Genomic DNA, 24,027 nt, shown 5'->3' on the forward strand with positions numbered 1-24,027 from the left:
TGCCACGGAATCAGATCCCGCCGGCGAGTTTGTAGTAGGCGGCGTTCCAGTTCAGGTCCTTCTTGAACTGCCGGATGGTGGTGCCCTCGTCAATGGTGAGCAGTTCGGTTTTGGCAATTTCCGCGAAGTCCTCGAACACGTCCATGCCCACCTGGGTGGAGAGCACGGTGTGGTGGGCGGCGCCGGCGGTGAGCCAGGCGGCGGCGGAGGTGGCGAAGTCCGGCTTGGGCTCCCACAGAGCGCGGGCCACGGGCAGGTTGGGCAGCGGCTGGTCCAGGGGAACCACGTCCACGGCGTTGGCCACCAGGCGGAAACGGTCGCGCATGTCGGACAGGGCGACGACGACGCCCGGGGAGGCGTCGGCGTCGAACACCAGGCGGACCGGGTCCTCCTTGCCGCCGATGCCCAGCGGGTGGATTTCCAGGCGGGGCTTCCATGCCGTGAGGGAGGGGCAGACCTCCAGCATGTGGGCGCCCAGGATCTTCTCGGACCCGGGCTCCAGGTGGTAGGTGTAGTCCTCCATGAGGGAGGCGCCGCCGGGCAGGCCTGCGCCCATCACCTTGGCAGCGCGGACCAGGATGGCGGTCTTCCAGTCGCCTTCGGCGCCGAAGCCGTAGCCGGCGGCCATGAGCCGCTGCACCGCCAGGCCCGGGAGCTGGCGGAGGGCGCCGAGGTCCTCGAAGGAGGTGGTGAACGCGGCGGAGCCGTTGCCCTCCAGGAAGCTGCGCAGGCCCAGTTCGATCCGGGCGCCGTACCGCAGCGAATCGTGCCTGGCCGCACCTGCGCGGAGCTCCGGCACCACGTCATAAAGGTCCTCATATTCGGCCACCAGGGCGTCGACGTCGGACTCTGCCGCGCCGTGCACGGCGTCCGCGAGCTCGTTCACGGACCAGGTGTTGACCGCGACGCCGAAGCGCAGCTCCGCTTCGGTCTTGTCACCTTCGGTGACGGCCACGTTGCGCATGTTGTCGCCGAAGCGGGTCAGCTTCAGGGTCCGCACGGCAGCCCAGCCGGCGGCGGCCCGCTGCCAGGAACCCACCTGGCGTGCCACCTCAGGATTGGAGACGTGCCCCACGACCGTCTTCCGGGCGATGCCCAGGCGGGACTGGATGTACCCGAACTCGCGGTCGCCGTGCGCGGCCTGGTTCAGGTTCATGAAGTCGAAGTCGATGTCCGCCCACGGCAGGTCGCGGTTGGCCTGCGTGTGCAGGTGCAGCAGGGGCTTGCGCAGCAGGTCCAGGCCCTGGATCCACATCTTCGCCGGGCTGAACGTGTGCATCCAGGCGGTGACGCCGATGACGGAATCATCCGAGTTGGCCTCAAGGGCGGTGCGGCGGATGGCGTCAGAATCGGTCAGGACCGGCTTCCAGACAATCTTTACCGGGACGGCGTAACTGGCGTTGAGCTGGTTGGCGATCTCCTGCGACTGGGCGGCAACCTGCTTGAGGACTTCCTCCCCGTACAGGTGCTGGCTGCCGGTGAGGAACCAGACCTCGTAACCGTCGAGGGAGGTGTTTGCTGCGGTGCTCATGGATTCTCCTGGAAAGTTTCCGGGGCCAGTTATTGGCCGTAGACGTTCTGGTAGCGGGCGTAAAGGGAGTCGATGGAGTCCTGGTCGATGGGCAGCGGTTCACCGAGCTGCCGCGAGATGTGCACGGTCCGGGCCACTTCCTCGCACATCACGGCCGCCTTCACGGCAGACCGGGCGTCCTTGCCGATGGTGAACGGGCCGTGGTTCTGCATCAGGACCGCCGGGGAATTGGAGTTCTTGAGCGTCTCCACGATGCCCTGGCCGATCGAGTCGTCCCCGATCAGGGCAAACGGGCCCACCGGGATGGAGCCGCCGAACTCGTCGCCCATCATGGTCAGCACGCACGGGATGGCCTCGCCCCGGGCAGCCCAGGCGGTGGCGTAGGTGGAGTGCGTGTGCACCACTCCACCCACGTCAGGCATGTGGCGGTACACGTAGGCGTGCGCGGCCGTGTCCGACGACGGCGACAGCGGCGGATTGCCCCAATCGACAGTGCCACCGCCACCGACGTTGGTGCCCCGCACTGGAGTGCCGTGCAGGTCGGTCACGATCATCTGCTCCGGTGTCAGGTCCTGGTAGGAGACGCCGGAGGGCTTGATGACCATCAGGTCCGTGCCCGGCACGCGGGCCGAGACGTTGCCCGCGGTCCACACCACCAGTTCGTAGCGGGTCAGTTCCGCATGCAGCGCACACACTTCCTCCCGGACCCGGGCAATGGTCTCCAGGATTCCTGCTTCGGTGCTCATGCGGACACCTCCATGGCCGTTTCGGCTGCAGAACCGGCACCGGTGCCGGGAAGGACGGTCCGGGCAGCTCTGCGCTGGATGGCCTTAAGCCGGTGCATCACGTCATTGCCGCCGCGGCCGAAGTAGTCGTGCAGGGCCTTGTACTCCTGGAACAGCTCGTCGTATGCAGCGACGTTTTCGGGGATCGGGGTGTAGACCTCCCCGGGTTCGGCGCCCATGGCGGCAGAGGCTTCGCGGATGTCAGCGTATTCACCGGCGGCAACGGCGGCGTGAATGGCCGACCCCAGGGCCGGACCCTGCTCCGAGCCAATGGTGGACAACTGCAGGCCGGTGGCGTCAGCGTAAATCTGCATCAGGAGCCTGTTCTTCAGCAGGCCGCCGGCCACGATGAATTCCTTGACCGGAACGCCGGCGCCGCGGAAAGCGTCCACAATGGTCCGGGTACCGAACGCAGTGGCTTCGAGCAGTGCACGGTACGTGTCCTCGGGCCTGGTGGCCAGGGTCTGGCCCACCACGATACCGGACAGCTCGTGGTCCACCAGGACTGAGCGGTTGCCCGAGTGCCAGTCAAGCGCAATCAGGCCGTGCTCCCCGATGGCCTGCTGCGACGCGAGGCCGGTGAGGTACTCGTGGATTCCCACTCCAGCGTCCTTGGCCGCCTGGTGGTATTCCGGCGGGACGCCGTACTTGGTGAACCAGCCGAAGATGTCCCCCACGCCGGACTGCCCTGCCTCGTAACCCCACAGCCCGGGAACGATGCCGCCGTCCACAGCCCCGCACATGCCCGGTACTTCATGCAGTTTGGTGCCGTTCATGACATGGCAGGTGGAGGTGCCCATGATGGCCACCAGCTGGCCGGACTCCACTGCCTTCGCAGCCGGTGCCGTGACATGGGCGTCAACGTTTCCCACGGCCACGGCGATGCCCTCCGGCAGGCCCGTCCAGGCCGCCGCCTCCGCCGTCAGGGTGCCCGCGGCGTCGCCCAGCCGTCCGATGGTGTGCTCGAGTTTGGAGCTGACAAAGCCCTTGAATTCGGGGTTTAGGGCGGCCAGGAACTCCTCCGACGGGTACCGCCCGTCCTGGTAGATCCCCTTGTAGCCGGCGGTGCACGCGTTCCGGACGTAGCGGCCACACAGCTGCCAGACAATCCAGTCGGCCGCCTCCACCCAGTGGTCCATTTCGGCGTAGGCTTCCGGGTCCTCTTCCAGCAGCTGCAGGCCCTTGGCGAATTCCCACTCGGAGGAGATCAGGCCCCCGTACCGGGGAAGCCAGTCTTCACCCCGTTCGGCCGCGAGCCGGTTGATCCGGTCGGCCTGCCCCTGGGCGGCGTGGTGCCGCCAGAGCTTCACATAGGCGTGCGGCCGGTTGGCATAGCCCGGCAGTTCGTTCAGGGGCGTGCCGTCGGCTTTGACCGGCACCATGGTGCAGGCGGTGAAGTCCGTTGCAATGCCGACGACGGCGGCCGGGTCGATCCCCGCGTCCGCCACCGCGGCTGGGACCGCGCTGCGCAGGACGTCCCGGTAGTCGTTGGGCACCTGAAGTGCCCATTCCCCGGGAAGCCGTGCCCCGTCGTCGCCCGCCACGTCCTTGGGCAGGGAATCGGTCACCACTGCATGGGGATACTCGTGGACGGCGCTGCCAAGCTCCTTGCCGTCGCGGACACGTACCACCACGGCACGGCCTGAGAGCGTTCCATAGTCCACCCCGATCACGCAGGGATCATGGCGGGGCTCGGAGTTGGAAGTGAACAACGCATCTGGCATGGGGTTGCCTCCATCCGGGAGGCATGGGCCTCATTACCGGGTTTTGTAGGGTCAGGGTCAAGCTAAGTGCTGCAGCAAGTGTGAACGCTAACAAAGCAGAAGTCAATGAAGTCGAAAGAGTTTCGGGATTTCTGGAAGGAGCCTCTTGTTAGCGTTCACAAATCAGTCTATATTGAACCGACACATCAACAATGTGGCCAGGACCGGGAGCGTCGCCGCTTCCCCGTCCAACAACACTTCGCGGCAATGCTGCCGCGGAAGGAGATAATGGTGAGAATCAAAAAACTCATGGGCGCGGTGGCCCTTGTCCTCGCCCTGACCGTGGGCGCTACCGGTTGTGGCTCCCGTGGTGGAACCAGTGAATCCAGTGGCGCGGCGAAGCCCGCCGACTCGCTGGTTGGCATCTCGATGCCCACCCAGACATCCGAACGGTGGATCGCCGACGGCGCCAACGTTGAGAAGTCCCTGAAAGACCTCGGCTACAAGACGGACCTCCAGTTCGCCAATGACGACATTCCAACCCAGGTCTCGCAGATCGAAAACATGCTGACCAAGGGCGCCAAGGCCCTGATCATCGCTGCCATTGACGGCACCACCCTGACCGACGTCCTGGCAAAGGCCAAGGAACAGAACGTGAAGGTGGTCGCCTATGACCGCCTGATCAACGGCACCGCAAACGTGGACTACTACACCACCTTCGACAACTACACGGTGGGTGTCCAGCAGGCCACCTCGCTGCTGACCGGCCTGGGCCTGGTGGATGCGAGCGGCAAGAAGGTGGAGGGCAAGGGCCCCTTCAACATCGAACTTTTCGCCGGAAGCCCGGACGACAACAACGCCAACTTCTTCTGGACCGGCGCCATGGACACCCTCAAGCCGTACATGGACGCCGGCACCCTGAAAGTTCCCAGCGGCCAGACCAAGTTTGAGCAGGCCGCCATCCTTCGCTGGCAGGCACCCGTGGCGCAGAAGCGCATGGAGGACATCATCACCTCCGCCTACAGCTCCGGCACCAAGCTGAACGGCGTCCTTTCGCCGTACGACGGCCTGTCCATCGGCATCATCTCCGCCCTCACCAGCACCGGCGGCTACGCCAAGGGAAGCCTGCCGGTGGTCACCGGGCAGGACGCCGAAAAGGGCTCCGTGAAGTCGATCATCGCCGGCGAGCAGTACTCCACCATCTTCAAGGACACCCGCCAGCTCGGCGCGCAGGCCGTCAAGATGGTGGACGCCGTCCTCAAGGGCCAGGAACCGGAAACCAACGACACCAAGACCTACAACAACAAGGTCAAGGTTGTCCCGGCATTCCTGCTGAAGTCCGTGATCATCACCAAGGACAACTACAAGAAGGAACTGATCGACTCGGGTTACTACAAGGACTCCGACGTCAAGTAGTCAACGTCCGGGGGCTGTGGCCGGACCTCCATCCGGCCACGGCCCCGCCCGCAGCCTCCTGCACCAGCAGAAGGCCAAGCTTCGACCAGTCAGTGGGAATTGACGATGAACACACCCATTCTTCAAATGCGAGGAATCACCAAGACGTTCCCGGGCGTGAAAGCGCTGCAGGACGTCACCCTGGATGTGAACCGTGGAGAGGTCCACGCCATCTGCGGTGAGAACGGAGCCGGCAAATCAACGCTCATGAAAGTGTTGTCCGGCGTCTATCCACACAACAGCTTCGACGGGGAAATCCTCTTCGAAAACGAACCCTGCAATTTCTCCAGCATCTCGGACAGCGAGAAGCGGGGCATTGTGATCATCCACCAGGAACTGGCGCTCAGCCCGTTCCTCTCCATCGCCGAGAACATCTACCTTGGCAACGAACAGGCCACCAACGGCTGGGTGGACTGGCGCAAGACCAACCTGGAGGCCGCAAAGCTGCTGGCCCGCGTGGGCCTCGACGAAAACCCTGTCACCCCCGTGCAGCACATCAGCGTGGGCAAGCAGCAGCTCGTGGAAATCGCCAAGGCCCTGTCCAAGGAAGTGAAGCTGCTCATCCTGGACGAGCCCACGGCCGCCCTCAACGACGAGGATTCCGGCCACCTGCTGGACCTGATCCTCCATTTGAAGGGCCAAGGGGTCACCAGCATCATCATCAGCCACAAACTCAATGAAATCCGCAAGGTGGCCGATGCCGTCACCATCATCCGCGACGGCAAGACCATTGAGACCCTCCGGCTCGATGAAGGCCAGATCACCCAGGAACGGATCATCCGCGGCATGGTGGGCCGTGACCTGGAGAGCCTGTACCCGGACCGCGAGCCGAACATCGGCGAAGAGGTCCTCCGGATCGAAGACTGGTCCGTCCGGCACCCCCAGGACCACAGCCGCATGGTGGTCAGGAACGCCAACCTGCATGTCAGGAAGGGCGAGGTGGTGGGACTTGCCGGGCTGATGGGTGCCGGGCGCACCGAACTTGCCATGAGCGTCTTCGGCCGCACCTACGGCACCGCCACGTCCGGCAAGGTCTATAAGTACGGCGAGGAAATCAACACCGCCACGGTCTCAGACGCCATCAGGCATGGCATTGCCTACGCCACCGAGGACCGGAAGCACTACGGCCTGAACCTCATCGAGGACATCAAGCGCAACATCTCCCTGGCAGCACTGCGCAAGCTCGCCAAACGCGGCTTCGTGGACAAGAACCAGGAGACCGTTGTAGCCAACGGTTACCGGAAGAGCATGAACATCAAGGCGCCCTCGGTGGCCGCCATCACCGGGAAGCTCTCCGGCGGAAACCAGCAGAAGGTGGTGCTGAGCAAGTGGATGTTCTCGGACCCCGACGTGCTTATCCTCGATGAACCCACCCGCGGCATCGACGTCGGCGCCAAGTACGAGATCTACACGATCATCGCCAAACTCGCGGCCGAAGGAAAAGCCGTGATCGTCATTTCCTCGGAACTTCCCGAACTCCTGGGCATCTGCGACCGCATCTACACCCTCGCCGCCGGCCATATCACCGGTGAAGTGCCCATTGCCGAGGCCACCCAGGAAACCCTGATGCACTACATGACCAAAGAGAAGGAATAGCGAAATGTCCGCCTTACGAGAATCGCTCGGATTCCTCACAAGCCGCCTCCGCCAGGTTGGCATCTTCGTTGCCCTGATCCTGATCGTCCTGCTGTTCCAGGGGCTGACCGGCGGAATCCTGCTGGAACCGCAGAACGTCACCAACCTGGTGGTCCAGAACAGCTACATCCTCATCCTGGCCATCGGCATGGTGATGGTGATCATCGCCGGGCACATCGACCTTTCCGTCGGCTCCGTCGCCGGGTTCATTGGCGCCGTGGCCGGCGTCATGATCGTGCACTGGGGCTGGCCCTGGTGGGCCGCAATCCCTGCCTGCCTGCTGGTCGGCGCCCTTGTAGGCGCCTGGCAGGGGTACTGGATCGCCTATGTGGGGATCCCCGCCTTCATCGTCACGCTGGCGGGCATGCTGATCTTCCGCGGACTGACACTTATCACGCTCAAGAACCAGCAGATCACCCCCTTCCCCGCCGAGCTGCGGGCCCTGGGCGGCGGTTTCCTTCCCGACATCTCCGGCGGCACGTCCGTCCTGGAGTGGCTCACCGTCATCCTGGGCGTCGGTGCTACCGCGGCCCTGCTGATCCAGGCCTTCAAGGAGCGCAGGATCCGCAGGAAGTTCGACCTCGAAAGCGAACCCCTGGTCTGGTTCATCATCAAGACCACCTTCACGGCCCTGCTCATGCTCATCATCACGTTCCTGCTGGCCTCCTACCGCGGCACACCGATCGTCCTGGTGGTCCTGGCCGCGCTGGTGATCGCCTACACGGCCCTGATGAACAACAGCGTCTTTGGCCGGCATACGTACGCCATCGGCGGCAACCTCCATGCGGCTGAACTGTCGGGCATCAAGACCAAGGCCGTCACGTTCCGGCTCTTCGTGAACATGGGCGTGCTCTCCGCACTGGCGGGCCTTGTCTTCACCGCCCGGCTCAACTCGGCGCAGCCCGCCGGTGGTACGGGCTTCGAACTGGACTCCATCGCCGCGGCCTTCATCGGCGGCGCCGCCGTCACCGGCGGCATCGGAACGGTGGCGGGAGCCATGATCGGTGGCCTGATCATGGGCGTGCTCAACAACGGCATGTCCATCCTGGGCCTGGGTACCGATTACCAGCAGCTCATCAAGGGCCTGGTCCTCCTTGTCGCCGTCGGGTTCGATATCTTCAACAAGAACCGCAGCGGAGGCGGCGGTGACCTTGGCAAGCGGTTCAAGCTGAAGACCACACCTCCGCCCGCAGAGGAAAAGCCGACGCCGGCTGCCAGCGAAACGGTGGAGGCAGGCGTTAAGTAGCAGTGCACTAAGCAGCACTCCACTGTGAGGGCCCCTGGCCCCGGATTTAGTCCGGAGCCAGGGGCCCCTTTACGTGTGTCCGGCGCGTGCAGGACGGTCATTCCGGCGCATGCACACGCCCGCTCTTTACGGCGCTGCCGCCAGTCCCGTGGCAACGTCTGCCGGCGAGCGCCGGCGCCTGCTGAGGAGGATGAAGGGTGCCGCCAGCAGCTGCACCGCGCCGCCCAATGCCAGTGACGCGGGATATCCGAAGACGTCGGCGGACCTCCCGAGCAGCGGCTGCACCACCACTCCCCCGCTGGATCCCATCAATGAGGCAAAACTCAGGACTGTTGCCCGCTGCTTCGAGCCGATCATGTCATTCAGGTAGGCCTGGCGCACCGGGGTGCCGGCGGAGGCCACCACGGCCCAAAGTGCCAGGAGCACCAGTGCCAGCCAGAAGATGCTGGTGGCCAGGAGCACCACCAGGACCATGGAGCTGGTGACGGTGGAAGCGATCAGGACGGTGGTCCGGCGGCGGACCAGTTTGCGGACCACCGGGGCCAACCAGCCGCCGACGATGTCCGCGCCGGCAACGATGGCGGCTGCCAGGCCTGCGATGGCGTAGGCCCTGGGGTCTCCGAACAGCTGCAGCAGGTAGGGCTGGAGGGCATAGAAGACATAGAACCCCACGCCTTCGGTGAACGGTGCCGCCAGCATCATGTACCTCACCGGCGGGTTCCGAAGGCCGCCGTCCAGCGACGCCTTGAGGACCGCCCGGGTGGCCTGCACGGGGTGGGCCGAACGTTCCGGTGTGAAGCCGACGTCGTGCATGAGCAGGAAGGCCACCGCGAACATGGCCACCAGCACCCCAACGCGCAGCAGGAACGGTACGCCCAGGTTTGTTGCCTGCGCGATCACGCCGCCGGCCACTGAACCGGCCAGCATGGCGATGCCGGAGACCATCTGGCCGCGGCCCAGGACCGCTTCCAGCCCGCCGTCGTACCCGGAAAAGTGCAGGGCGTCCACCAGCCAGGCTTCCACTGCCCCCGAGAAAAAGGTGAAGCCAAGTCCCAGCAGCGCCGACACCGCGGCCCACCACCAGAACGGCGCGGACAACTGCCACAACAGGTAATAGAGGTAGGTGGAGGCGGCCAGGGTCACGGTCCCCAGCAGGAATGATGCGCGCCGCCCCCAGCTGTCCGCCACCACCCCGGTGGGTACCTCGAAAAGCACCATCCCTGCCGTGAAGAAGGCGTTCGCGGCGAAGGCCTCAAGGTTGGTCAGCCCGGCGTCGAGCAGGAACAACGTATTGATCCCCCAAATGAACGATGCCGCAAGGGTGTTGCCCAACGTCAGCGTCAGGTAGACGGTCTGGATCTTCCGTGCTGCGGCGTTCACCGGCGGACGGCGCTCTTGATGCCTGTTCGTGCCACGGTGGACTCAGGCCGGGCTGTAGTTCGGGGGCACGGGGTCATGGCGCAGGTACTGGCGGCGGAAGCGCCCGGTGCCGGCCGTCAGGGCCCGCAGTTCAACTGCGTACCGCAGGAGTTCCTGGTCCGGGACTTCGGCGCTGATTTCCGTCAGTCCCTCGCCGGAGGAGGTGGTGCCGGTGAGGCGTCCCCGCCGGCCGGACAAGTCGCTCATCACCGTCCCCACGTGTTCGTCGGCCACGGTGATGGAGACCGAGGACACCGGTTCCAGCAGCTGGATCTTCCCCGCCGCCGCGGCCTCCCGGAGTGCCAGGGCCCCGGCCGCCTGGAACGCCGCGTCCGACGAATCCACGCTGTGGGCCTTGCCGCCCACCAGGGTCACCCGCAGGTCAACTACCGGGAAGCCGGCAGAAACGCCTTTGTCCATTTGTGCCCGGACCCCCTTCTCGATGGACGGGATGAACGTACCCGGGATGACACCGCCCACCGTCTTGTCCACGAACTCGAACCCGGCGCCGCGCTCCAGCGGTTCCACCTCGATGTCGCACACAGCGTACTGGCCGTGGCCGCCGGACTGTTTGACGTGGCGGCCGTGGCCGGAGGCGGCAGCCGCGAAGGTTTCCCGCAGCGGCGTCACCACCTCCACGGTGTGCAGTTTCACGCCCTGGTCGCGCAGCCTGTCCAGGACCACCTCGGCGTGCGCTTCGCCCATGCACCACAGCACCAGCTGGTGTGTTTCGGCGTTCCTGTCCACCCGCAGGGTGGGATCCCCTGCCGCTATCCGGCCCAGGCTGCGGGCCAGTGCGTCCTCATCGCTGCGGGAATCGGCTTCCACGGCAACCGGCAGCAGCGGCTCCGGCATCTCCCAGGTGGCGAGCAGCAACGGGTTTTCCCGCGCGGAAATGGTGTCCCCCGTTTCGGCGCTGCCCAGCTTTGCCAGGGCGCACATGTCCCCTGCCACGCAGAAGGGAACGGGCCGAAGGGCGGCACCCAACGGTGAATAGATGTGGGTGACCCGTTCATCGGTGTCATGGTCCTGGTGGCCCCGGTCCGCCAGGCCGTGTCCACCCACATGGACGGGAGCGTCTTCCCGGAGCGTCCCGGAGAAGACCCGCACCAGACAGATGCGGCCCAGGAAGGGATCGTTGGAAGTGCGCACCACTTCGGCGGCGAGCGGGCCGGACGGATCGCAGGAGAGGCTTCCGGCCGGTTCCCCCGCCAGATCGGTGGTGTCCGGCAGGCTGCGATCCCCGGGCGGTGGAAAGGCGCGCACCAGCAGGTCAAGCAGTTCAGCGGTGCCCAGCCCGGTGACGGCGGATGTGGGCAGCACGGGAAAGAACGAGCCACGGGCGACGGCGGTTTCCAGATCGGCTGCCAGCACCGCTGTGTCGATGTCTTCGCCTTCCAGGTACCGGTCCATCAGTGTCTCGTCTTCGCTTTCGGCGATGATGCCCTCAATGAGGTCACCCCTGGCCGGACCGGCAGCCGCACGTTCATCCGGCGTTGCCGGCCGGACCTCAGGGGTTGTATCTCCGGAGGCATAGTCCGTCACTTCCTGCGGCAGCAGGTCCAGCAGGGCCAGCGGGCCGGCGGTCTCCTCCCCTGTGCGCACCGGGACGCACAGCGGCAGCACGCCGTCGCCGAACGCTTTGCGGCAGGCGGCCAGGGCGCCGTCGTAATCTGCGCGCGGGTGGTCCATCCGGGTGATGACGACGGCGCGTGGCAGCTGCATGTGCCCGCACTCGCCCCAGAGTGCGGTGGTGGTGGCGTCGATTCCGTCCACGGCGGAGACGACAAAGAGCGCGGCATCGGAGGCGCGCAGGCCTGCGCGCAGCTCGCCAATGAAGTCGGGGTAGCCGGGCGTATCCAGGAGGTTCACCTTGACGTCATCCACCATCAGGGGCACCAGGGACAGCGTGACGGACCGCTGCTGATGCACCGCGGCGGGGTCCGAGTCGCTGACCGTGGATCCGTCGGCGATGGAGCCTTTTCGGGTGATCATGCCGTTGGCCGCCAGCAAGGCCTCGATCAGCATTGTTTTCCCGGCGCCGGAGTGCCCCACCAAGGCCACGTTCCGGACCCGCGCCGGGTCCAGTGCTGCGATGCCGGTGGCTTGGTCGACCCGTTTTGATTCAGGCCCGTTCCTGCCGCCCGCCGCCCGCGCTGACTCCTTGGTGCTTTTCACCGACATTGGAACCTCCTGGCATCATCGCCGACCCGACCGGACGTGTCCTCTGATTCGACACCCTGGACGGCGGGACGGCAAGAGCGCAGGCTATTTGCTGCGGGCTTTGCGGGTGGCTGCGTCGTTGGCCTTCTGGATGGCCTTCACCAGCTCATCCTTGTCCATCTTCGAGCGGCCCTTGACGTCCAGTTCCCGGGCCAGTTTGTAGAGGTGGTCCTTGGACGCGTTGGCATCGACACCACCCGCGGTGGGTTCGGAGGAGCGGAGGCCCTGTTCCGCCCGCTTGTCAGACGGTCCGCGTTTTTCCTTGGGCTCCCAGTGGTCGCCCACCTTCTCGTAGCTGTGCTTCAGGGAAGCGTAGGCTGCGCGGGCGGCCCGCTGCTCGTCCTGGTCGTAGGATTCAAGGGCGGAATCGTAGGTCTTGGCGAAGGTGTCCTGCGCCTTTTGCTCAGAACGCTGCAGGGTGGAAGGAAGTTCTTCCTTGCGGGCGTGGTCATTCTTGCCGGTCTTGGGCATGGCACCCATCCTCCTTTAGTCAGCACGCTGATTATTTGGATGGATCCAGCTTAAGCCCGGACGTTCTCTGGAGCCCCCTGTCGGATTCGAACCGACGACCCCCGCTTTACAAGAGCGGTGCTCTGGCCAACTGAGCTAAGGAGGCGCGCCCCTGAGGGCATGCACCGTGAAGGCGCTAGATAAGGTTAGCCCAACTCCCGCCGGGCGTAAAAACGCGGCGGTACGGGCCGTGGGCGCGGGAGGGGCCCGCCCCGGAAACGCTCCGGAACGGGCCCTGCCCCGCCTGGTACTACTAGCCCTTGGCGGCGATGGCTGCCTGCAGGAAGTCCGGGAACGGCGTCTGGGCGCTGTCCCCCTTGCCCCACTGCTTGCCATCCACGAACACGGTGGGCGTACCGGTGACCCCGATGGCCGACGCTTCCTTCGTGGTGAACTTCACGAACGGGCGGTAGGTCTTGTCGTCCACGCAGGAGTCGATCTTGACGCCCATGTCGGACGCCATCTTTTTCAGGTCGTTATCGGAAAGACCCGCGGTGCCCTCCGCCGGCTGCTTTTCAAACAGTGCGTTGACGAAGTCGGAGTACTTTTCCGGGGACTCGTTGACCACGCACGCTGCTGCGTTGGCGGCCCGGGAGGAGTAGTTGGTGGTGGACCGGCTGTCCAGGAAGCCGAGTGCCCGGTACTCAACGGTGATCTTGCCTTCGTTGCGCAGCGACGTGAGCTGCTCGTTGTACTGGGTCTCGAAGTTCTTGCAGACGGGGCAGATGAAGTCGATGTAAAGGACTACCTTGACCGGCTTGCCGGCCTCCGCTTCCGCCCCGGGCGCCACGACCTCGGCCGGCGGCGTCTTCGGGGCCTCACCGAGGGAGGCAGCGTCCACAGTGGCCGGCTCCGACTTGGCCACGTCCGTGTTGGCCAGCAGGGTGACACCGCCATGCACGTTGGCGTTGGCCGGAGTAGGACCCTGGTCCGCAATCGGGGCGTTCTGCTTGAGGCTGTTCGTCACCACCAGCGCCACCACCACCAGGATGGCCACAACTGCCGCCACGATGCCCCAGCCGATCAGCAGCTTGTTGCGCTTGTCCTTTTTTAGCTGCGCTTCGCGGATCAGGCGCGCCTTTTCGCGCGCCTCCGCGGTTCGCTCAGCCTTGGACTTACGTACTTCGTTTGCGGGGCTCATGAGTTCCTTGGGTCGGTCGACGTAGGGGGACCACTTCGTGGCACCTCCAACATTTTAGGGGAGAAAGCTGAGAGCTTGCGGTTTCAACCATTCCTTCGGGTTGACCAACGGACGAATAGCCCCGATGATTCCGTCCGGCTAGGGTGGCTTAGAGGCACAAGCAACCCAGGGGGCAGCAATGCAAACACCCGTCCAGGAAAAACCCGCAGGCAAAGCAACAGCCGGCAGCTCCGGTTCCGGCCACGCGGGCCACACCAAGTATGACTTCATGGTGGTCTCCAACAGGCTGCCCGTCGACAGGGTTGCAGCAGGCGACGGCCCTGACGACGAATCAGGCTGGCGCAGGTCCCCCGGCGGCCTGGTAACCGCGCTGGCGCCGATGATGACCAAGACCGACGGCGCGTGGGTTGGCTGGCACGGGGCACCGGACGAGACCGTGAAGCCGTTCAGCCATGGCGGAATGGACCTTGTCCCCGTCCAGCTCAGCACAGACGACGTGGAGCTGTACTACGAGGGCTTCTCCAATGCCACTCTGTGGCCGCTGTACCACGATGTCATCGCTCCCCCGGAGTTCCACCGGACCTGGTGGGACGCCTACCGCAAGGTCAACCGCAGGTTCGCCGACGCCGTCGCGCACCACGCGGACCAGGGCGCCACGGTCTGGGTCCAGGACTACCAGCTGCAGCTGGTCCCCCGGATGCTCCGCGAGGCCCGGCCGGACCTACGGATCGGGTTCTTCAACCACATCCCGTTCCCGCCGCCGGAGATTTTTGCCCAGCTCCCCTGGCGCCAGGCCATCATCGACGGCCTTCTCGGCGCAGACCTGGTGGGCTTCCAGCGGCCCAGCGACGCGGGAAACTTCATGCGTTCCGCGCGCCGGTTCCTGGGCGCCAGCGTCAAGCAGCAGCAGGTGCATGTCAAGGGCCATGACGGCCGGATCACGCACATCGCACGGGCGCAGGCCTTCCCCATCTCGATCGACGTCAAGCAGATCAGCGAACTTGCGGCCAGGCCGGAGATTATCGAACGCGCCCGGCAGATCCGGCAGGACCTCGGCAATCCCAAGACCATCCTGCTCGGCGTGGACCGGCTTGATTACACCAAGGGCATCCGCCACCGGCTGAAGGCTTTCGAGGAGCTCCTCGCGGATGGCCGCCTCACAGTGGGCGATGCCACCCTCATCCAGGTGGCCTCCCCCAGCCGTGAACGGGTGGAGCAGTACCGGCTCCTGCGCGAGGAGGTGGAAGGAACCGTGGGCCACATCAACGGCACCTACGACACCCTGGAAAACACCGCCGTCCGCTACCTGCACCACAGCTACCCGGTGGAGGAGATGGTGGCGCTGTACCTGGCCGCGGACGTCATGCTGGTAACGGCCCTCCGTGACGGGATGAACCTGGTGGCCAAGGAGTATGTCACCGCGCGCAACAACAACGATGGCGCCCTGGTCCTGAGCGAATTCGCGGGCGCGGCTGACCAGCTCAAACAGGCCCTCCTGATCAACCCTCACGACATCGCGGGCCTCAAGAACGCCATCATGACCGCCGTCGAACTCACCCCGCGCGAAGCGTCCCGGCGCATGCGGTCCATGCGCCGGCAGATCCTGGACCACGACGTGGACCACTGGTCCGCCGACTTCCTGCGGGCCCTGAACGAGAAGGTGGTCCGCGATGACTCCTGACGGCCGCACCAAGGCGGCGCTGGCGCTTACCCCGGAACTCCGGGAAGCGCTGCGGCGGATTGCCGCGACAGAGCACCTGCTCGTGGCGATGGACTTTGACGGGACCATGGCACCTATCGTGGACCGCGCCCAGGATGCGCGGCCGCTTCCGCGTTCAGCGGCGGCGTTCGCAGGGCTCGCGGTGCTTCCCCGCACGACGACGGCGCTCATCTCAGGCCGTGCCCTCGCCAGCTTGCGGGAGGTTGCTTCCCCGCCGGTGGACACGCTGCTGATTGGCAGCCACGGCGCCGAGGCCTGGCTGGGGCCGGGTTCCACGGAACTTGCCCTGGATGAGGGCCAAAAAGCGCTCCTTGAAGAGGTGCGCGCCGAGTTGGCGGCGATTGTGGCGGAGGCACCGGGCACGTCTCTGGAATACAAGCCCGCCGGCGTCGTCCTGCACACCCGCCAGGCTGACGACGACGTGGCCGAGGACGCGGTGTCAGCGGCAAGGTCAGTGCTCCAGGACCGCAAGGGTGTCTTCCTGAAGGAGGGCAAGCGTGTCCTGGAGACCTCGGTGGTCAACGCGTCCAAGGGCGAAGGTGTCACCTTCCTGCGGCAGGCCACCGGGGCCACCGCCGTGCTGTTCGCCGGGGACGACGTCACGGACGAGGACGCGTTTGGCCGGCTTGAACCAGGCGATGTAGGGGTTAAGGTGGGCCTGGACTTCACCCAGGCCCAATACCGGGTGGAGGCACCTGTCCACATCGCCGAGTTGCTTGAGGCGCTGCTCCAGGAGCGGAGTGTCGCCGTCGCCGAGGAAGACCCCCAAGCCGCTTCCGGATAGGCCGTGGCCGGCAGCACATGTGACATTCGTAACATTTGCGATAAAAGAAGCAACTTCTGGCATACTCTTGGGTGTGATGTGGCGCACAGCAACCGTGCGGCGTCACGTGGTGCTCCGCGCTTAGCCGCGGAGCATTTTGTGGGAACACAACTGAATAAACATGAACCATTCACAACGGATCGTCCGGCACGTACCTGCCGGTGAAGGGATTGATAACTGTGGCTACAGTTACTTTTGATAACGCTACGCGTCTGTACCCGGGCACAGATAAGCCCGCCGTCGATAAGCTCAACATCGACATCGCCGATGGCGAATTCCTGGTCCTCGTTGGACCCTCCGGTTGCGGCAAGTCCACCTCGCTGCGCATGCTCGCAGGCCTTGAGGACGTCAACGCAGGCCGGATCCTGATCGGCGACCGCGACGTCACCGATGTTCCGCCGAAGGATCGTGACATCGCGATGGTTTTCCAGAACTACGCGTTGTACCCGCACATGACTGTGGCCGACAACATGGGCTTCGCCCTGAAGATCGCCGGCGTCTCCAAGGAAGAGCGCGCCGAGCGCGTCCGCGAAGCCGCAAAGCTCCTGGACCTCGAGCAGTACCTGGACCGCAAGCCGAAGGCACTCTCCGGCGGCCAGCGCCAGCGTGTTGCCATGGGCCGCGCAATCGTCCGTAACCCGCAGGTCTTCCTCATGGATGAGCCGCTGTCCAACCTGGACGCCAAGCTCCGTGTCCAGACCCGCACCCAGATCGCATCCCTGACCCGCCGCCTGGGCGTCACCACCGTTTACGTGACGCACGACCAGGTCGAGGCCATGACCATGGGCGACCGCGTAGCCGTGCTGAAGGACGGCCTGCTGCAGCAGGTTGACACCCCGCGCAACCTCTACGACCGCCCGAAGAACGTCTTCGTTGCCGGCTTCATCGGCTCCCCCGCCATGAACCTGCTGGAACTTCCCGTCGTCGACGGCGGCGTCCAGTTCGGCGGTACCGTCTACCCGGTGCCGCGCGACGTCCTCGAAGAGGCACACGGCTCCACCGTCACGCTGGGCAGCCGCCCGGAAGACCTGGAAACCGCTCCGCACGGTGAAGGCCTGAAGGTTGAGGTTGACGTCGTCGAAGAACTGGGCGCCGACGCCTACGTCTACGGTCACACCACCCTGGACGGCAAGGACCACGACATCGTGGCACGCGTCGACGGCCGCCGCCCCCCGATGAAGGGTGAGGTCATCTACGTCCGTCCGCAGTCGGGCCACGTGCACCTGTTCGACACCAAGACCGGCCTGCGCCTGGGCGACTGATCGCCACCGGCACCCCAACCGCAGTACCGACGGCGGCCTTCCTTACTGGATGGCCGCCGTCGGCGTTTAACCGTGCCTGCAGAAGAATTAGCTGGCCGCGTCCATCTACGGAAGAATTGAGCCCATGACCGAGGAACACAGCGCCCAGTGGCATGACGAACCCACCGACTACGCCCAGGTGGGTAAGCTGCCGCGGTTCGTGGCCGCCAGTGCCGATGACAACAAGGCAGCCTCGGTAGCCTCATCGCTGAGCATCACGGCCGCAGCGGCGGATCCCGAGCTGCTGGACCTGCCCTGGCACATTGCGCTCGAAGAGTGGCCGGCCCAGTACCTGGCGGCACTCCCCCGCGGTATCTCCCGGCACATCGTGCGCTTCGCCCACCTTGGCGGCTCGGTCATCGCCATCAAGGAAACCTCCGAGCATGTGGCCCGCCACGAGTACCACATGCTGCGCAAGCTGGCACGGCTGGATGTGCCCTGCGTGGAGCCCGTGGCCGTGATCACCGGCCGTACCACCCCGGACGGACGCCCGCTGAACCCCGTTTTGGTAACCCGGCACCTGAAATTCTCCATGCCGTACCGCGCGCTCTTTTCGCAGATGCTGCGCAAGGATACCCTCACCCGCCTCATCGACGCCCAGGCGCTGCTCATGGTGCGGCTGCACCTGATCGGGTTCTACTGGGGCGATGTCTCGCTGTCCAACACCCTGTTCCGCCGTGACGCCGGCGCGTTCGCCGCCTACCTGGTGGATGCCGAAACGGGCGAGCTCTACCCGGACCTCTCCACCGGTCAGCGCGAATACGACCTGGAAATTGCCCGCGTGAACATCGCCGGTGAGCTGATGGACCTCCTGGACGGCGGGCTCATCGAGGAAAAGGTGGACCCGGTGGCCACCAGCGAGCTGATCATGGACAGCTACCGGCGGCTGTGGGCTGAGCTGACAGAGAAGGAATCCTTCGAACTGGGCGAACGCTGGCGGGTGAGTGCCCGTATCCGCCGCCTGAACGAACTCGGCTTCGACGTCGAGGAATACGCCATCAAGACCACGCAGAACGGCTCCACCATCCAGCTCCAGCCCAAGGTGGTGGACGCTGGGCACCACCAGCGGCGGCTGCTGCGGCTCACGGGCCTGGACGCCCAGGAGAACCAGGCGCGCCGCCTCCTGAACGACATGGACTCCTTCCGCGCGGACAACAACCCGGAAATGGATGAGGAATACAGTGCCCACCTGTGGGTCAGCCAGATCTTCGAACCAATCGTGCGCGCCATCCCCCGCGACTTGTCCGGCAAGCTGGAACACGCAGAGGTGGTCCACGAGGTCCTTGAACACCGCTGGTACATGTCCGAGAAGCAGGAACGCCACATTCCGCTGGCGGAGGCCGTGCAGTCCTACATCGACTCGATCCTGCGGCACCGGCGGGATGAAGCCGCCATCATGCTGAACCCGGACACCGAATTGCTGAAGATCCTTGAGGTGGAGAACGAGGAGTCCCGCTACGGTGCTGATGAATCCGTGGACGAGTATCCGGACTCGGACGACTAAGTCCTAGATCGCCTTACCGGGGTTGAGGATTCCCGCAGGATCAAACAGGTCCTTGATTTTGCGCTGGAGTTCCCGGACCGGTTCCGGCTGCTCCTGCCCCAGCCACCGGAGTTTGTACTGGCCCACACCGTGCTCGCCGGTGATGGTGCCGCCCATGGCCAATGCGGCCGTAATCGACTCGTCCAGCGCCACCTGAAGCCGCTGCATCGCCGCGGAGTCCACGCTTGCCCCCTGCCGGTCGATCCAGAAGGTGGGGTGGAGGTTGCCGTCACCGGCGTGGGCCACCACCTTCAGGTGCACCTGCTGCCTGGCGGCCATGGCTTCCAGCTCTGCGACGTAGTCCACCAGCCGGGACCGGGGAACAGCCACATCTTCGCCGACGCGGTACTCGTCGTCCACCTCCGTCCCCCTGCTGTGCCGGCGGAGTTCCACCAGCCGCTCCGCTTCGGCGCTTGCCTCCGTGCTGACAGTCGCCCCGCCTGACCGGAGGACCTGGCGCACCACCTCCGCCTCGGCGGCGGCCCCGAACCCGTCCGTCTGGATCAGCAGCAGTGATTTTCCGCGGGCGGTGAGGTCGGAGCCGTGGATGTCATCGAGCTGGGCGAGGGTGCCGCCGTCGAGCAGTTCCATGATGGCGGGCTGGACGCGTGCCTTGCCTACGGCCAGGACCCCTGCAGCGGCACTCCTGAAGTCCGGATAGAAGGCGGCCACGGTGTGGACTTCCCGGGGCAGGTACTTCAGCCGCACAGTAATTCCGACGACGACGCCCAGGGTTCCTTCAGACCCCACGAACAGGCCCGTGAGGTCGTAGCCCGCCACGCCTTTGAAGGTTTGGTGGCCTGTGTGGATGAGGGATCCGTCGGCCAGGACGACGTCCAGCGCCAGGACCGAATCCCTGGTGACCCCATATTTGGCGCAGCGCAGGCCGCCGGCGTTGGTGGCGACGTTGCCGCCGATGGTGGAGCTTCGGAAACTGGCCGGATCGGGGGCGTACATGAGCCCATGTGCCGCAACGGCCTCGTTCAGGACGGCATTGACCACTCCGGGCTCCACCACGGCAGTCTCATCATCGGGGTTCACGGCGAGGATCCGGTTCATCCGCTCCAGCGAGAGGATGATGCAGTTCCTGGTGGCATGGGCACCGCCGGATACTCCAGTGCCTGCGCCCCTGGGGACAATGTCCACGCCACTGCCGGCACAGGCCGTTACCACTGCCTGTACGTCGGCAACTGATTCCGGGAACACCACCGCCAGGGGAAGCTGGAAATCGATGACGGGCGCCTGGTCAATGGCATACCGCCGGAGCGAGACCTCGCTGACATCCACCTGCCCCTGCACCAGGATCGCATCCAGCTCGTCAACGATGCTTCCCACAAAGCCTCCACCCGTCGTCGGACATGTCTCCCCAGTTTAGGCCGTCCTGCACGCCCGATTCCCGGCCCGATTTTCCTGCAACCGCTTCCAGTTCCATCGCTTGGGAGATGAGGAGAGTGGCGGAGTACCTCTCGTAACGAGGAATGGAAGCGTTTTCATTAAGGCCCCGCCGCCGCTATGCTGACTCTCATGTCTGTCGATACTGTGACCCAGGACACCTCCGCTGTTGCTGGTCCCCTGACGCTCATCCATGCTGCCGACACCGCTCCCGGCTGGTGGCGCTCCGCCGTGATCTACCAGGTGTACCCCCGGTCGTTCCGGGACCTTAACGGCGACGGCGTCGGAGACCTTGCGGGAATCACTGAGGAACTGCCGCACCTCGCAGACCTGGGCGTCGATGCCGTGTGGCTCTCACCCTTTTACCGCTCCCCGCAGCGCGACGCCGGATACGACGTCAGCGACTACTGCGACGTGGACCCGATCTTCGGCACGCTCGGTGACTTCGACGTCATGATGGCTGAATCCCACCGGCTGGGCCTGAGGGTGATTGTGGACCTGGTGCCCAACCACTGCTCCGACCAGCACCGGGCGTTCCAGGCAGCCCTTGCTGCGCCGGCCGGAAGCCCCGAGCGGGACATGTTCATCTTCCGCGACGGAACGGGCCCCGACGGACAGGAACCGCCGAACAACTGGCAGTCCCACTTCGGCGGACCCGCCTGGACGCGGGTAGAAGGCACGGCTGGTCAGCCGGGCCAGTGGTACCTGCACCTCTTCGATTCCTCGCAGCCGGACTTCAACTGGGACAACCCGGCCGTCCATGCCGAGTTCGAGCGTGTGCTTCGTTTCTGGCTGGACCGGGGCGTCTCCGGTTTCCGGGTGGATGTTGCCCATGCCCTGGTGAAGGCGCCGGGGCTGCCTGCTTGGGGCGGTCGCGCGGACGGCGGCAGCAGTGACGGCTACCCGGGCCACGAGGCACCCATGTTCGGCCAGCCCGCGGTCCATGACATTTACCGTAACTGGCGGCTGATCCTGGACGAGTACGGCCCGGACCGCATCCTCTGCGCCGAGGCAAGCGTGGACCTCCACCGGTTGGCGCATTGGGTCCGGCCGGACGAGATGCACCAGGCGTTCAACTTTCCCTACCTTCATGCCGGCCTGGACGTCTACCGGCTGCGCTCGGTCATCACGGACTCCCTGACCGTCCTGGACGGCGTGGGCGCTCCGAGCACCTGGGTTCTCTCGAACCATGACGTGGTCCGCCACTCCACCCGGTTTGGCTACAACGGCCATGGTCCCCGCGACGGTGACGGCATCGGGGTGGCCGATCCCCAGCCGGATGAGGAACTGGGCCGGCGCCGCGCGGCTGCCGCTTCACTGTTCATGCTGGGCCTGCCCGGCGCCGCCTATCTCTACCAGGGCGAGGAGCTGGGGCTGCCGGATGGCATCGACATCCCCGGCCACCTGCGCCAGGATCCGACATTCGCGCGTACCGGGGGTCAGCGGCTTGGTCGTGACGGCTGCCGGGTGCCGCTGCCCTGGCGGGCCGGGGACAAGCACCTGGGCTTCAGCTCGGGCAGCGATCCCTGGCTGCCCATTCCTGCCTCGTTCGGCGGGCTGGCGCGGGACCTGCAGGCGGAGTCGCCGTCGTCGCACCTGTCCCTCTACCGCTCCGCTCTTGCCTGCCGCAGGGACCTGGACCTGGGCAGGGGTTCCCTGTCCTGGGCCGAGAACTGGTGCACCGGGTCCTCGCTGGGGTATGTGAACGGCACTACGCTGGTGCTTATGAACCTGAACCACGAGCCGCTGGAGATGCCCGCGGGCCGCGTCCTTGTCCGCAGTGACCTGTCAGGCACGGAAAGACTCCTGGCCTCGGGCGAGACAGCCTGGATCAGCATTCCTGCTGCAGACTGACAATGGCGGGCATCAAAGAAGTTGCCAGCCGGGCCGGTCTGTCCGTCGCCACCGTCTCCCGGGCGCTGAGCGGCAAGTCCAACGTCTCATCCCGGAGCCGCCGCCTTGCACAGGAGGCGGCGCGGGAACTCGGGTTCGTCCCGTCGTACCACGCGTCCAGCCTCGCGTCCGGACGGAACCACAACATTGGGCTGGTGGTACCAAACGTCCACCGATGGTACTTCTCCTCGGTCCTGGAGGGTGTTTCGGAAACCCTGCTGGACGCGGGCTATGACCTGACGCTGTACAACGTGGGCGAGCAGCCGGAGCACCGCAGCAGCATCCTGAATGACTTCCTGCTGCGGAAACGACTGGATGCCGTCATCGCGGTGGCACTGGTGCTCAGCGACGAGGAAATCGGCCAGTTGCTCGCCGTGCACCGTCCCATTGTGGGCATCGGAGGGGCGCTGCGTGGCGCCTCGACCATCAGAATCGACGACGAGGGCCTGGCCATGATGGCCACACGGCACCTGATCGGGCTGGGCCATACCCGGATCGCCCATGTCACAGGGGACGCGGCCCTGAACCGCGACTTCAAGCTTCCGCAGCTCCGGCAAAAGGGGTTTGCTGCGGCAATGGCAGCCGCGGGACTGCCGCTGCGGCAGGAGTGGCAGGCGACGGCCGACTTCACCATTCAGGGCGCATATGCAGCGGGCCGCCGGCTGCTGGGAACTTCCACTGAACGCCCCACCGCAGTTTTTGCGGCGTCGGATGAGATGGCAGTGGGCATCATGCTCGCCGCGAGGGACTTCGGCCTTCAGGTCCCGCGGGATCTGTCCGTCGTGGGCATTGACGGGCACGAACTTGCAGAGACGTTCGGCCTGACCACCATCAGCCAGGATCCGAAGGGCCAGGGCAGGCTGGCGGCTGCCACCGCATTGGCTTTGCTGGACGGCCCCGGAGGACAGTCCGACGGCGGCCCGGCCGGGGATGGAGCGCCGGACCAGGAATACCCAACAGAATTTGTGGTCAGGAGCAGCACCGCGGTGCCGCCGGACACAGCCGAGCACCGGGGTTAGGCAACGAGTTACCCCAGGGAGTCATCCGGGGCGTCCTCCGCTCCCATGAAGCGGGCATACCTGTCCAGGATCAGCGGCCAGGCCTCCGCGTACTCCTGGCGCGCGGCGGCAGGATCCTCAGCGCCCTCCCACCCTTCATGGAAGACCCGGACCTCAGTTCCGGCGTCGACGGCGCGGAATACCACCAGGAGCTCAGTGGACCACAGCGCCGTGGTCCCGGGATGCCAGCTGGCGTGGAACGAGAGCGGCGGCTGCCACTCATCAAGGGTTCCCCAGATACTGGTGCGGCCGTCGTCTGCGGTTTCGAGGATCAGGTTCTCTTCAAACTCGACGTATGAGCCTGCACCATAGACACCATGCTGGTCCAAGGGCCACCACAAGTGGGTGTGGTCGGTAAAGCCAGCGAAAGCCCGGGCAACGGGGCCAGGGACAACGACGGTGTTCATCACCGGTTCCAGGGGATCAGTTGCCCGCTGTCCAGCGTCGTCAAAAGGATCCTGTGCGTGGCTGAAGATGCTGCTCATGGGGAAATACTTTACCGGCGTAATCCTGCGGAGGCGGCACGCAGCCAGGAGGAGGGGCTGGGTGCGCGCAGCTGAGTAATTAAACGAGTGCTTAAAGCAGTAGGACCCTGACGTTCCGTTGTCAGGGTCCTACTTAATGTGTGTCCGGCGGTGACCTACTCTCC

The 24,027-nt window shown here is 65.4% G+C and carries 18 protein-coding genes and 1 tRNA gene; 9 read left to right on the forward strand and 10 right to left on the reverse strand.

Features of this window, described 5'->3' with window-relative positions; translation table 11 throughout:
- Window positions 1–10 precede the first annotated feature (10 nt).
- Genes araA through araB form a run of 3 tightly spaced genes read right to left on the reverse strand, consistent with a single transcriptional unit; the run spans window position 11 to window position 4,040 of the window.
- The gene (gene araA / locus ACR65K_RS20200) at window positions 11–1,531 is read right to left on the reverse strand and encodes an L-arabinose isomerase (protein WP_440154682.1); all 1,521 of its coding nucleotides are present in this window, start codon (window positions 1,529–1,531) and stop codon (window positions 11–13) included.
- A gap of 29 nt (window positions 1,532–1,560) precedes the next feature.
- Window positions 1,561–2,277 (reverse strand): L-ribulose-5-phosphate 4-epimerase, encoded by a 717-nt coding sequence (locus ACR65K_RS20205; RefSeq protein WP_440154683.1) that lies wholly within the window; start codon window positions 2,275–2,277, stop codon window positions 1,561–1,563.
- Entirely contained in the window at window positions 2,274–4,040 is a 1,767-nt protein-coding gene (araB, locus tag ACR65K_RS20210; RefSeq protein ID WP_440154684.1) for a ribulokinase, read from the reverse strand. The genes ACR65K_RS20205 and araB overlap by 4 nt, the downstream gene beginning before the upstream one ends.
- Window positions 4,041–4,307: 267 nt before the next feature.
- Between araB and chvE the strand changes: the two genes are divergently transcribed.
- From chvE to mmsB, 3 genes are all read left to right on the forward strand, one after another.
- The gene (chvE, locus tag ACR65K_RS20215) at window positions 4,308–5,435 is read left to right on the forward strand and encodes a multiple monosaccharide ABC transporter substrate-binding protein (RefSeq protein ID WP_373427689.1); all 1,128 of its coding nucleotides are present in this window, start codon (window positions 4,308–4,310) and stop codon (window positions 5,433–5,435) included.
- A gap of 105 nt (window positions 5,436–5,540) precedes the next feature.
- Window positions 5,541–7,070 (forward strand): multiple monosaccharide ABC transporter ATP-binding protein, encoded by a 1,530-nt coding sequence (mmsA, locus tag ACR65K_RS20220; RefSeq protein ID WP_440154685.1) that lies wholly within the window; start codon window positions 5,541–5,543, stop codon window positions 7,068–7,070.
- Between the two features lie 4 nt (window positions 7,071–7,074).
- A complete protein-coding gene (gene mmsB / locus ACR65K_RS20225; RefSeq protein ID WP_056332164.1) occupies window positions 7,075–8,355 on the forward strand; it encodes a multiple monosaccharide ABC transporter permease in 1,281 nt (426 codons plus the stop codon).
- A 126-nt stretch (window positions 8,356–8,481) separates the two neighbouring features.
- Here mmsB and ACR65K_RS20230 read toward each other — a convergent pair whose 3' ends face one another.
- The 5 genes from ACR65K_RS20230 to ACR65K_RS20250 all read right to left on the reverse strand — a co-directional run bounded on the left by ACR65K_RS20230 (window position 8,482) and on the right by ACR65K_RS20250 (window position 13,648).
- On the reverse strand, window positions 8,482–9,735 hold the full coding sequence (locus ACR65K_RS20230; RefSeq protein WP_440154686.1) for an MFS transporter: 1,254 nt from the start codon (window positions 9,733–9,735) through the stop codon (window positions 8,482–8,484).
- A 42-nt stretch (window positions 9,736–9,777) separates the two neighbouring features.
- Window positions 9,778–11,958: an elongation factor G-like protein EF-G2 gene (locus tag ACR65K_RS20235; protein ID WP_440154687.1), complete on the reverse strand. Its 2,181-nt coding sequence runs from the start codon at window positions 11,956–11,958 to the stop codon at window positions 9,778–9,780.
- Between the two features lie 84 nt (window positions 11,959–12,042).
- On the reverse strand, window positions 12,043–12,468 hold the full coding sequence (locus tag ACR65K_RS20240; RefSeq protein ID WP_142119961.1) for a ChaB family protein: 426 nt from the start codon (window positions 12,466–12,468) through the stop codon (window positions 12,043–12,045).
- Window positions 12,469–12,536: 68 nt separating this feature from the next.
- Window positions 12,537–12,613 (reverse strand) — tRNA-Thr (locus ACR65K_RS20245).
- A gap of 147 nt (window positions 12,614–12,760) precedes the next feature.
- Complete coding sequence (locus ACR65K_RS20250) at window positions 12,761–13,648, reverse strand: DsbA family protein (protein WP_056332170.1); 888 nt, start codon at window positions 13,646–13,648, stop codon at window positions 12,761–12,763.
- A gap of 178 nt (window positions 13,649–13,826) precedes the next feature.
- On the opposite strand from ACR65K_RS20250, the gene otsA reads away from it, so the two are divergent.
- The 4 genes from otsA to ACR65K_RS20270 all read left to right on the forward strand — a co-directional run bounded on the left by otsA (window position 13,827) and on the right by ACR65K_RS20270 (window position 18,996).
- Window positions 13,827–15,329: an alpha,alpha-trehalose-phosphate synthase (UDP-forming) gene (gene otsA, locus ACR65K_RS20255; RefSeq protein ID WP_440154688.1), complete on the forward strand. Its 1,503-nt coding sequence runs from the start codon at window positions 13,827–13,829 to the stop codon at window positions 15,327–15,329.
- Window positions 15,319–16,152, forward strand: a complete 834-nt coding sequence (gene otsB / locus ACR65K_RS20260) for a trehalose-phosphatase (protein WP_440154689.1) — start codon at window positions 15,319–15,321, stop codon at window positions 16,150–16,152. Before otsA ends, otsB begins: the two co-directional genes overlap by 11 nt.
- 218 nt (window positions 16,153–16,370) lie before the next feature.
- Window positions 16,371–17,453, forward strand: a complete 1,083-nt coding sequence (locus tag ACR65K_RS20265; protein ID WP_018772048.1) for an ABC transporter ATP-binding protein — start codon at window positions 16,371–16,373, stop codon at window positions 17,451–17,453.
- 124 nt (window positions 17,454–17,577) lie between these two features.
- Window positions 17,578–18,996, forward strand: coding sequence for a DUF4032 domain-containing protein (locus ACR65K_RS20270; RefSeq protein WP_056332175.1), 1,419 nt, complete (start codon window positions 17,578–17,580; stop codon window positions 18,994–18,996).
- 3 nt (window positions 18,997–18,999) lie between these two features.
- Here ACR65K_RS20270 and ACR65K_RS20275 read toward each other — a convergent pair whose 3' ends face one another.
- Entirely contained in the window at window positions 19,000–20,370 is a 1,371-nt protein-coding gene (locus ACR65K_RS20275) for an FAD-binding oxidoreductase (protein WP_440154690.1), read from the reverse strand.
- A gap of 189 nt (window positions 20,371–20,559) precedes the next feature.
- On the opposite strand from ACR65K_RS20275, the gene ACR65K_RS20280 reads away from it, so the two are divergent.
- Both ACR65K_RS20280 and ACR65K_RS20285 read left to right on the forward strand, forming a co-directional pair.
- Window positions 20,560–22,281: a glycoside hydrolase family 13 protein gene (locus tag ACR65K_RS20280; protein WP_440154691.1), complete on the forward strand. Its 1,722-nt coding sequence runs from the start codon at window positions 20,560–20,562 to the stop codon at window positions 22,279–22,281.
- Window positions 22,282–22,283: 2 nt separating this feature from the next.
- Entirely contained in the window at window positions 22,284–23,339 is a 1,056-nt protein-coding gene (locus ACR65K_RS20285; protein ID WP_440154692.1) for a LacI family DNA-binding transcriptional regulator, read from the forward strand.
- A gap of 8 nt (window positions 23,340–23,347) precedes the next feature.
- Here the strand turns inward: ACR65K_RS20285 and ACR65K_RS20290 are convergent, their stop codons facing one another.
- Complete coding sequence (locus tag ACR65K_RS20290) at window positions 23,348–23,863, reverse strand: SRPBCC family protein (RefSeq protein ID WP_440154693.1); 516 nt, start codon at window positions 23,861–23,863, stop codon at window positions 23,348–23,350.
- Between the last annotated feature and the right edge of the window lie 164 nt (window positions 23,864–24,027).

The organism is Arthrobacter sp. SAFR-179, from assembly GCF_059414945.1.

Excerpts from the sequence above, each read along its gene's own strand:
- araA (WP_440154682.1), bottom strand. The coding sequence starts at position 1,531 with ATGAGCACCGCAGCAAACACCTCCCTCGACGGTTACGAGGTCTGGTTC.
- ACR65K_RS20205 (WP_440154683.1), bottom strand. The coding sequence starts at position 2,277 with ATGAGCACCGAAGCAGGAATCCTGGAGACCATTGCCCGGGTCCGGGAG.
- araB (WP_440154684.1), bottom strand. The coding sequence starts at position 4,040 with ATGCCAGATGCGTTGTTCACTTCCAACTCCGAGCCCCGCCATGATCCC.
- chvE (WP_373427689.1), top strand. The coding sequence starts at position 4,308 with ATGGTGAGAATCAAAAAACTCATGGGCGCGGTGGCCCTTGTCCTCGCC.
- mmsA (WP_440154685.1), top strand. The coding sequence starts at position 5,541 with ATGAACACACCCATTCTTCAAATGCGAGGAATCACCAAGACGTTCCCG.
- mmsB (WP_056332164.1), top strand. The coding sequence starts at position 7,075 with ATGTCCGCCTTACGAGAATCGCTCGGATTCCTCACAAGCCGCCTCCGC.
- ACR65K_RS20235 (WP_440154687.1), bottom strand. The coding sequence starts at position 11,958 with ATGTCGGTGAAAAGCACCAAGGAGTCAGCGCGGGCGGCGGGCGGCAGG.
- ACR65K_RS20240 (WP_142119961.1), bottom strand. The coding sequence starts at position 12,468 with ATGCCCAAGACCGGCAAGAATGACCACGCCCGCAAGGAAGAACTTCCT.
- ACR65K_RS20250 (WP_056332170.1), bottom strand. The coding sequence starts at position 13,648 with ATGAGCCCCGCAAACGAAGTACGTAAGTCCAAGGCTGAGCGAACCGCG.
- otsA (WP_440154688.1), top strand. The coding sequence starts at position 13,827 with ATGCAAACACCCGTCCAGGAAAAACCCGCAGGCAAAGCAACAGCCGGC.
- otsB (WP_440154689.1), top strand. The coding sequence starts at position 15,319 with ATGACTCCTGACGGCCGCACCAAGGCGGCGCTGGCGCTTACCCCGGAA.
- ACR65K_RS20270 (WP_056332175.1), top strand. The coding sequence starts at position 17,578 with ATGACCGAGGAACACAGCGCCCAGTGGCATGACGAACCCACCGACTAC.
- ACR65K_RS20280 (WP_440154691.1), top strand. The coding sequence starts at position 20,560 with ATGTCTGTCGATACTGTGACCCAGGACACCTCCGCTGTTGCTGGTCCC.
- ACR65K_RS20285 (WP_440154692.1), top strand. The coding sequence starts at position 22,284 with ATGGCGGGCATCAAAGAAGTTGCCAGCCGGGCCGGTCTGTCCGTCGCC.
- ACR65K_RS20290 (WP_440154693.1), bottom strand. The coding sequence starts at position 23,863 with ATGAGCAGCATCTTCAGCCACGCACAGGATCCTTTTGACGACGCTGGA.